Below are 9,113 nucleotides of genomic sequence, written 5' to 3'. Positions count from 1 at the left end.
CACCCACCCTGACCCGCCTGGTGGATGTGCTCACCGAACACGCCGAAGAGAATGCACAGATCATTCCAGTCAGCGTGTTCTGGGGCCAGTCGCCCGACAGCGAGTCCAGCCCCTGGAAACTGCTGTTCGCCGACAGCTGGGCCGTCACCGGCCGCCTGCGCCGGCTGCTGAGCATCCTGATCCTGGGCCGCAAGACCCGGGTGCAATTCTCCGCGCCCATCAACCTGCGTGAGTTGATCGAGCACAATAAAGGCCACGAACGCACCGTGCGCATGGCCCAGCGCATCCTGCGGGTGCACTTTCGCAACCTGAAAACCGCAGTGATCGGCCCCGACCTGTCCCACCGGCGCAACCTGGTGAAGGGCCTGGTGAACATGCCACTGGTACGCCAGGCGATCCTCGATGAGGCCGAACGCGAGAAAATCACCCCCGAGAAAGCCAAGGCCCAGGCCCTGCGCTATGGCAACGAGATCGCCTCGGACTACACCTACACCGCCATCCGTTTCCTCGAAGTGGTGCTGAGCTGGTTCTGGAACAAGATCTACGACGGCATCAAGGTCAACAACATCGAAGGTGTGCAAAAGGTCGCCCAGGGCTACGAGGTGATCTATGTACCGTGCCATCGCAGCCATATCGACTACCTGCTGCTCTCCTATCTCCTGTTCAAGAATGGCTTGACCCCGCCGCACATCGCCGCCGGGATCAACCTGAACATGCCGGTGATCGGCAGCCTGTTGCGCCGTGGCGGGGCGTTTTTCATGCGCCGTACTTTCAAGGGCAACCCGCTGTACACCTCGGTGTTCAACGAATACCTGCACACCTTGTTCACCAAGGGTTTCCCGGTGGAATACTTCGTCGAAGGCGGACGCTCGCGCACCGGGCGCATGCTGCAACCGAAGACCGGGATGCTGGCGATCACCCTGCGCAGCTTCCTGCGTTCCTCGCGCATGCCCATCGTGTTCGTGCCGGTGTACATCGGCTATGAGCGGGTGCTGGAAGGCCGCACTTACCTGGGCGAACTGCGCGGTGCGAGCAAGAAGAAAGAGTCGATTTTCGATATTTTCAAAGTGGTCGGCGCCCTCAAGCAGCGCTTTGGCCAGGTCGCCGTGAACTTCGGCGAACCGATCAAGCTGGCTGAATTCCTCGACAGCGAGCAGCCCGACTGGCGCTCCCAGGAGCTGGGCCCGAACTACAAGCCGGCGTGGCTCAACGAAACCACCAACCGCCTCGGAGAACGGGTGGCGCAACACTTGAACGAAGCGGCGGCGATCAATCCGGTGAACCTGGTGGCCCTCGCGCTGCTGTCCACCACCCGCCTGGCCCTGGACGAACAGGCGATGGCGCGCCAGCTGGATCTGTACCTGGCACTGCTGCGCAAGGTGCCCTACTCGCCCCACACCACCCTGCCGGAAGGCGACGGCCTGGCGCTGATCAAGCACGTCAAGGACATGCACCTGCTGTCGGAACAGAGCGATGCACTGGGCAAGATCCTCTACCTGGACGAGCAGAACGCCGTCCTGATGACCTACTACCGCAACAACGTGCTACACATCTTCGCCCTGCCGGCGCTGCTGGCAAGTTTCTTCCAGAGCAGCTCGCGGATGAGCCGCGAACAGATCCTGCGCTATACCCGTGCGCTCTACCCGTACCTGCAATCGGAGCTGTTTATCCGCTGGTCCCTGGACGAACTGGACGCTGTGGTCGACCAGTGGCTCGAAGCCTTCGTCGAACAAGGCCTGCTGCGTTTTGAAAACGACGTGTACCTGCGCCCGGCGCCGAGCTCACGGCAGTTTGTGCTGTTGACCCTGCTGTCCAAGAGCATCGCCCAGACCCTGCAACGCTTCTACATGGCGATCTCGCTGCTGCTCAACAGCGGCCAGAACAGCATCAGCGCCGAAGAGCTGGAAGACCTGTGCACGGTCATGGCCCAGCGCCTGTCGATCCTGCACGGCCTGAATGCCCCGGAGTTCTTCGACAAGAGCCTTTTCCGACATTTTATCCAGACCCTGCTGGAGCAAGATGTGCTGCGTCGCGACGAGGCCGGCAAACTGAGCTATCACCCGCTGCTGGGTGAGCTGGCCGAAGGTGCAGCCAAACGCGTATTGCCCGCGGAGATTCGCCTGTCGATTCGCCAGGTCGCACTGCATCGCAGCGAGGAGGCGCCAGACCAGCCTGTGGTACCCGAAGAAACACACTAGAGTGACCGAGGCGCCAGGGTGTTTCTGGCGCCGTTGACAAGGAGCTGCACCATGAAAAAAATCATCCTCCTGGGCCTGACCGCCCTGCTGGGAGCCTGCCAGACCATGAGCCCCGCGCCCAAAGCCAGCCTCGATGGCGAAGTCTTCTACCTGCAACGCATCGCCCTGCCGCCCGCCGCCACCTTGAGTGTGACCCTGCAGGATGTGTCCTTGATGGATGCCCCGGCCGTGACCCTGGCCGAGCAGAAAGGCCCGGTGAAAGGCCAGGTGCCGCTGCCCTTTCATCTGAGCTACGACCCGACCCAGGTCAAGCCTGGCCACAGTTACTCAGTGAGCGCTCGCATCGAACTGGAGGGCAAGCTACTGTTTATCACCACCGAACGGCACTCCGTGCAGTTGAACGGCCAGGACCCACAACCGCTGCGCCTGCGCGTGGATGCGGTTGCACACTGATTAAAATATCGAACATAAGGAAGCGCCCATGCTCCGTAACTCCCTTCGCCTCACTGCCCTGTGCGCCGGCTTGCTGCTCGGTGCCAACGCCATGGCCTTGTCCCTCGGCAGCCTGTCCCAGGGCGACGCCACCGGCGGCCTCAAGGATGCACTGACCCAAGGCGCACAGATTGCCGTGAAACAACTGGGTGTGCCCGGTGGTTTCAGCAACAACCCCGAAGTGAAGATCGGCCTGCCGGGCAAGTTGGGCAAAGTCGCTGACAAGTTGAAAATGTTCGGCATGGGTGACCAGGTCACGCAACTTGAAACCAGCATGAACAAGGCGGCCGAGTCTGCTGTCACCCAGGCCCAGCCGATCCTGGTAAACGCGGTGAAAAACATGAGCGTGACCGATGCCAAGGGCATCCTCACCGGCGGCCAGGACTCGGCCACCCAGTACCTGAACAAAAGCAGCCGTGACGAGATCCGGGCCAAGTTCCTGCCGATCGTCAAGGCCGCTACCGACAAGGTCGGCGTGGCCCAGCAGTACAACGCGCTCGCCGGCAAGGCCGCCACCTTTGGCGCCATTGATGCCAAGAGCGCCAATGTCGAAAGCTACGTGACCGAACAGGCGCTGGACGGGCTGTTCAAGATGATCGCCCAGCAGGAAGAAACCATTCGCAAGAACCCGGCGGCGGCTGCCACCAGCTTGGCCAAGAAGGTGTTCGGGGCGCTGTAGACCATACCCGGCAACTAAAAACGCCCTGAACTATTCAGGGCGTTTTTTTTAATAGCGGCACTTGCAAGGCAAATCACTACCCACGGCATTGCTGTTGCTGCTGTTGGTGGTGTTGTTTTCGGTTTTGATATTAATGTTGATCTCGGGCTGGCCATTGCCATTGGACCGACCGAAATTCGGCCCTATTCCAAATACAGCCCCCAACAGGTGCAGTGGTGAAACCAGTACTGGAAAAATCATACACACTCCTCGATATCTATGGTCAAAAGCCCCCTCTGAGTGGCAAGGCAGCCCGAGTGGTTCCCGGGCTGCCTCGAGTCAGCGGCTACCGATGGATCGGAAAGAGTGCCGACGACCTCTGGTAGGGTTGGTGGGCCTCATGCACCGGCGCCTGGTGATACGGCTTGGGCCGCGCAGGCAGGACAGGCCCCGTTGGTCGGGAGTGATGGCCGTGGTTGAAACCGGGCCGTCCATGGCCGGGCTTGTGCGGTCGCGCCGTATCAGCTTCTTTATTGGAACCAGGCAACAGATTGCCCAGCAGTGACCCCAGGAAAGCACCTTTGAAAGCTGCCAGGGCAGACAAAATAAACATATGACACTCCATGAACTCATTGTTGTTCATCGGGACCGCAGGCTTGCGGCCCCGACAACGACGTCTGTCAATCAGACAATTCTGAGTGGAGCACCACGGGCAAACGTTCCGTCGCCCAGGGTCGCAGTTTGCGTCTATGTGTGAATGACCAGAGGCATTTCCTTACAGGACACCCCTGCCACTCGCAGCCTTACACCGCCTCCTTGCGGACCCGAAACCACGCCGCATACAGCGCGGGCAGGAACAACAGGGTCAATGCCGTCGCAACAATCAAGCCGCCCATGATCGCCACGGCCATCGGCCCGAAGAACACGCTGCGGGACAGCGGGATCATCGCCAGTACGGCCGCCAGCGCCGTCAGCACAATCGGCCGGAAGCGCCGCACGGTCGCCTCGATAATCGCCTGCCAGGGAGCCAGGCCGGCCTTGATGTCCTGCTCGATCTGGTCCACCAGGATCACCGAGTTACGCATGATCATCCCCGACAGCGCGATGGTCCCCAGCATCGCCACGAACCCAAAGGGCTGGCGGAACACCAGCAGGAACAGTGTCACCCCGATCAGGCCCAAGGGCGCCGTGAGAAACACCATCGCGGTGCGGGAGAAGCTGCGCAATTGCAGCATCAGCAAGGTCAGCACCACCACGATAAACAGCGGCACACCGGCCTTGACCGAGTTCTGCCCACGGGCGGAATCCTCGACCGTGCCGCCAACTTCCAGCAGGTAGCCGTCCGGCAGTTCAGCACGCACGCCTTCGAGGGTCGGCAGGATCTGCTGCACCAGGGTGGCCGGTTGTTCCTTGCCGTAGATATCGGCGCGAACGGTCACGGTCGGCAGGCGATTACGGTGCCAGATGATGCCTTCCTCAAAGCCGTATTCCAGGGTCGCGATCTGCGACAGCGCCACGCTCTTGCCGTTGTCGGTCGGCACCGCCAGGCTTGGCAGCAGCGACAGCTCGGTGCGCTCATGCACCGTGCCGCGCAGCAGGATTTCGATCAACTCGTTGTCCTCGCGGTACTGGCTGACGCTGGAGCCCGTGAGGGAACTCTGGAGGAATTTCGACAGGTTGGCGGTGCTCACGCCGAGGGCACGGGCGCGGTCCTGGTCAACGTTGAGGTAGACGATCTTGCTCGGTTCTTCCCAGTCCAGGTGCACGTTGACCACGTGGGTATTTTCGCGAACCTTGGCCGCCACTTTCCGCGCCAGGGCCCGGACTTCTTCGATGTGCTCGCCCGTTACCCGAAACTGCACGGGGTAGCCAACCGGCGGGCCGTTTTCAAGCCGCGTAACCCGCGAACGCAGGTCCGGGAATTGTTCGTTGAGGGTTTCGATCAGCCAGGTGCGCAAGCTTTCGCGCTCCTCGATGGTCTTGGCCAACACCACAAACTGGGCAAAGCTGGCGGCCGGCAGTTGCTGGTCCAGCGGCAGGTAGAAACGTGGCGAACCGGTACCGACGTAGGCCACATAATTTTCAATACCTGCATGTTCCTTGAGCAAGGCTTCAAGGCGTTTGACCTGGTCAGCCGTATTGCTCAGGGACGCGCCTTCAGCCAGTTTCAGGTCGACCATCAGTTCCAGTCGCCCGGAAGCCGGGAAGAACTGCTGGGGCACAAAGCGGAACAGCGCCACCGAGCCGATAAACAGCAGCAAGGTCAGGACGATCACCGTCTTGCGCCGACGCACACACCACTCCACCAGGCGTCTTACGCGCTGATAGAAGGGTGTGCCGTAGGGATCCGGCCCGTCGGTGCCATGCTTGGCCGCATGAATCTTCGCCAGGTCCGGCAGGAGTTTTTCCCCCAGGTACGGCACGAACATCACTGCGGCGACCCACGAGGCCAGCAGCGCAATGGTCACCACCTGGAAGATCGAGCGGGTGTATTCACCGGTGCTCGATTGCGCCGTGGCAATCGGCAGGAAACCCGCGGCCGTGATCAGGGTGCCGGTGAGCATCGGGAAGGCTGTGCTGGTCCAGGCGAAACTGGCGGCCTTGAGCCGGTCGTACCCTTGCTCCATTTTGATCGCCATCATTTCCACGGCGATGATCGCATCGTCCACCAGCAAGCCCAGCGCCAGCACCAGCGCGCCGAGGGAGATTTTGTGCAGGCCGATGCCGAGGTAATACATGGTGGCAAACGTCATGGCCAACACCAGCGGAATCGCCAGGGCGACCACCATGCCGGTGCGCACGCCCAGAGAGAAAAAGCTCACCAGCAACACAATCGCCAGGGCCTCGGCGAGCACCTGGACGAATTCGCCGACACTGGTTTTTACCGCTGCCGGCTGGTCCGACACCTTGCGCAGTTCCATACCGGCAGGAAGGTTCTTCTGCAGGCGTGCGAATTCGCCTTCCAGGGCCTTGCCCAGCACCAGGATGTCGCCACCATCACGCATGGCCACGGCCAGCCCGATGGCGTCGGCGCCCATGTAGCGCATGCGCGGTGCCGGTGGATCGTTGAAGCCACGATGAATCTCGGCCACGTCACCGATACGGAACGTACGATCACCGACGCGGATCGGGAAGTCGCGAATCTCCTTAACGGTCTTGAAGTTGCCGGACACCCTTAACTGCACGCGCTCGCTCGGGGTTTCAAAGAAGCCGGCGGTGGACACCGCGTTCTGTTCCTGCAACGCCTGCTGCACGGCCGCCAGCGGCAGGCCGAGGGTGGCGAGCTTGAGGTTGGACAGCTCGATCCAGATCTTCTCGTCCTGCAAGCCCAGCAGTTCGACCTTGCCGACATCTGGCACCCGTTGCAGCTGAATCTGGATGCGGTCGGCGTAGTCCTTGAGCACGGCGTAGTCAAAGCCATCGCCGGTCAGGGCGTAGATATTGCCGAAGGTGGTACCGAATTCATCGTTGAAAAACGGGCCCTGGATATCCGGTGGCAGGGTCTGGCGAATATCGCTGATTTTCTTGCGCACCTGGTACCAGAGGTCCGGGATCTCTGCGGAGTGCATCGAGTCCCGGGCCATGAAGGTGACCTGGGATTCACCGGGCCGCGAGAAGGAGACGATGCGCTCGTAGTCGCCGGTCTCCATCAATTTCTTTTCAATACGCTCGGTGACCTGGCGCGACACTTCCTGGGCCGTAGCGCCTGGCCAGTTGGTCTTGATCACCATGGCCTTGAAGGTAAACGGCGGGTCTTCGCTTTGTCCCAGCTTGGTGTAGGACAAGGTGCCGACCACTGCCAGCAGGATCATCAGGAACAGTACGATCTGGCGATTACGCAACGCCCATTCGGAAAGATTGAAACCCATCGGGGACTACTCCTTGGCCGCCAGACTTACCACTCGATTGGCGCGATCCACCGGGCGCACTTGCTGGCCCTCATGGAGTACATGCACACCGGCGGCGATCACCCAATCAGTGGGGTTCAAGCCTTCCAGCACCGGCACGGTTTTCTCGCCAAAGGCGCCGATCCGCACCGGTGTGCGCTTGAGGGTATTGTCGGGCTGCACCACCCAGACGTAGGACGCGCCGTTCTCCGCGCTCAGGGCAGACAGCGGCACCGCCAGGGGAATCACCCCGTCAGCCTGGATGAAGACGCGAGCGCTCTGCCCCAGTTCCGCAGGCACTTTGCCGCCGGTAAACGCGACGCGGGCGGCGAAGGTTCGCGACTTTGGATCGGCAGCCGGCGACAGTTCGCGGATGCGGCCGTTGAAGCGCTGGTCGGGCTGGCTCCACAGTTCCACGGACACCGGCTGGCCAATCTTGAAACGCCCGAAGCTTTGCTCCGGCAGGCTGATCAACACCTCCCGCTCGCCATCGGTGGCCAGGGTGAATACGGTCTGGCCGGCCGACACCACCTGGCCGACTTCCACTGCACGCTTGGCGACCACGCCATCCTGGGGTGCGCGCAACACGGCGTAACCGGCCTGGTTATTGGCCACGTCGAATTCGGCCTTGATCTGCTTGAGGCGTGCTTCACCGGAGCGGTAGAGGTTTTCGGAATTGTCGTACTGGGAGCGGCTGACCATCTGACGGTCCATCAGGGTCTTGTAGCGGTCACGCTCGGCGCGTACCAGGCTCAGGTTGGCGTCGGCAGCGGCGACCTGGGCACGGGTGGCTTCCAGTTGCAGGCGTACGTCCTGAGGGTCGAGTTCGGCCAGGGGCTGGTTGGCCTTGACGCGCTCGCCCTCCTCCACCAGTCGTCGGCTGACTTTGCCGCCAATGCGAAAGGCCAGGTCGGGTTCATAGCGTGCACGCACCTCGCCCGGGTAGCTGTCGGAAGCCTGCGCCGAAGGCTCTGGCTGAACCACCATGGCCGGGCGGACGGTGGTTTGCGCCGCTTCTTCATGGCCACAGGCAGCCAACAGGAATAACAAGCTGGCAGGCAACGCGAGTGGCAGGAAATAGCTGCGCATGCTGAAGGACCTTTCGCTAATGGTGCTAGGAATAATTATACTGGCCAGTATGTTATTAATACCAAACTCACCAGTCCAGTAATAAAGTGAAAATGTCCGACAATCCTGTGAACACCAATAGCCCCGGGCGTCCCAAGGACATGGCAAAACGCCAGGCGATTCTTGATGCGGCGAAGATTCTGTTTTTGAGTAATGGGTATGCCAGTACCAGCATGGATGCCGTGGCAGTGGAGGCCGGGGTGTCGAAGCTGACGGTGTACAGCCATTTCACCGACAAGGAGACGCTGTTCTCGGCGGCGGTGGTTGCCAAGTGCGAAGAGCAGTTACCGGTGATGTATTTCGAGCTGCCCGAGGGTATGCCGGTGGAGAAGGTGCTGCTCAATATCGCCCGCGGGTTTCATGTGCTGATCAATAGCGAGGAGTCGGTGAACCTGCATCGGTTGATGATGACGTCCGGGAGTCAGGATCCGAAGTTGTCGCAGATCTTTTTCGAGGCTGGGCCGATGCGTATGTTGCAGGGGATGGAGCGGCTGCTCTGTAAGATCGACCAAAGTGGCGCATTGCGTATTGCCAAACCGTTCACCGCGGCGGAGCATTTTTTTTGCTTGCTCAAGGGGACGGCGAATTTTTGTTTGTTGTATGGGTGTGGGGGGCAGTTGAGCGCTGAGGCGGCCGAGGAGCATGTGCAGGAGGTTGTGGGGCTGTTTATGCGGGCTTATCGGGCTTTTTGAACTGAGTACATATCCGTTATTTAGGTAACGGCCACTTAGGGTTCCGCTCTTACAGCGG

General features: G+C 60.9%; 7 protein-coding genes. 4 read left to right on the top strand and 3 right to left on the bottom strand.

The window, feature by feature from the left end; translation table 11 throughout:
* The 3 genes from plsB to HX873_RS09660 form a co-directional block, all read left to right on the top strand.
* Positions 1-2,198, top strand: a 2,198-nt coding sequence (gene plsB / locus HX873_RS09670) for a glycerol-3-phosphate 1-O-acyltransferase PlsB (protein ID WP_177122615.1), incomplete at its 5' end; no start/stop codon positions are given.
* A gap of 51 nt (positions 2,199-2,249) precedes the next feature.
* Positions 2,250-2,651: a YbaY family lipoprotein gene (locus tag HX873_RS09665; RefSeq protein ID WP_003219355.1), complete on the top strand. Its 402-nt coding sequence runs from the start codon at positions 2,250-2,252 to the stop codon at positions 2,649-2,651.
* Between the two features lie 28 nt (positions 2,652-2,679).
* Positions 2,680-3,369, top strand: a complete 690-nt coding sequence (locus HX873_RS09660) for a DUF4197 domain-containing protein (RefSeq protein ID WP_003219356.1) — start codon at positions 2,680-2,682, stop codon at positions 3,367-3,369.
* 48 nt (positions 3,370-3,417) lie between these two features.
* Here the strand turns inward: HX873_RS09660 and HX873_RS09655 are convergent, their stop codons facing one another.
* The 3 genes from HX873_RS09655 to HX873_RS09645 all read right to left on the bottom strand — a co-directional run bounded on the left by HX873_RS09655 (position 3,418) and on the right by HX873_RS09645 (position 8,324).
* Positions 3,418-3,609 carry a hypothetical protein gene (locus HX873_RS09655; RefSeq protein WP_008430499.1) on the bottom strand — a complete coding sequence of 64 codons (192 nt, stop codon included), beginning with the start codon at positions 3,607-3,609 and terminating at the stop codon, positions 3,418-3,420.
* Positions 3,610-4,151: 542 nt separating this feature from the next.
* Positions 4,152-7,217: an efflux RND transporter permease subunit gene (locus HX873_RS09650; protein ID WP_134325827.1), complete on the bottom strand. Its 3,066-nt coding sequence runs from the start codon at positions 7,215-7,217 to the stop codon at positions 4,152-4,154.
* 6 nt (positions 7,218-7,223) lie between these two features.
* Complete coding sequence (locus tag HX873_RS09645; RefSeq protein ID WP_003219359.1) at positions 7,224-8,324, bottom strand: efflux RND transporter periplasmic adaptor subunit; 1,101 nt, start codon at positions 8,322-8,324, stop codon at positions 7,224-7,226.
* Positions 8,325-8,416: 92 nt separating this feature from the next.
* On the opposite strand from HX873_RS09645, the gene HX873_RS09640 reads away from it, so the two are divergent.
* Positions 8,417-9,055 (top strand): TetR/AcrR family transcriptional regulator, encoded by a 639-nt coding sequence (locus tag HX873_RS09640; protein ID WP_093201173.1) that lies wholly within the window; start codon positions 8,417-8,419, stop codon positions 9,053-9,055.
* Positions 9,056-9,113: the final 58 nt, after the last annotated feature.

The organism is Pseudomonas sp. P7758, assembly GCF_013386485.1.
Taxonomy (GTDB): Bacteria; Pseudomonadota; Gammaproteobacteria; order Pseudomonadales; family Pseudomonadaceae; genus Aquipseudomonas.
The sequence above is the reverse complement of the archived record's forward strand: the minus strand, read 5'-3'. Positions and strand labels throughout refer to the sequence as shown.

What these genes read in the sequence shown, in the direction of transcription:
- HX873_RS09665 (WP_003219355.1), top strand. Translation starts at nt 2,250, where the DNA reads ATGAAAAAAATCATCCTCCTGGGCCTGACCGCCCTGCTGGGAGCCTGC.
- HX873_RS09660 (WP_003219356.1), top strand. Translation starts at nt 2,680, where the DNA reads ATGCTCCGTAACTCCCTTCGCCTCACTGCCCTGTGCGCCGGCTTGCTG.
- HX873_RS09655 (WP_008430499.1), bottom strand. Translation starts at nt 3,609, where the DNA reads ATGATTTTTCCAGTACTGGTTTCACCACTGCACCTGTTGGGGGCTGTA.
- HX873_RS09650 (WP_134325827.1), bottom strand. Translation starts at nt 7,217, where the DNA reads ATGGGTTTCAATCTTTCCGAATGGGCGTTGCGTAATCGCCAGATCGTA.
- HX873_RS09645 (WP_003219359.1), bottom strand. Translation starts at nt 8,324, where the DNA reads ATGCGCAGCTATTTCCTGCCACTCGCGTTGCCTGCCAGCTTGTTATTC.
- HX873_RS09640 (WP_093201173.1), top strand. Translation starts at nt 8,417, where the DNA reads ATGTCCGACAATCCTGTGAACACCAATAGCCCCGGGCGTCCCAAGGAC.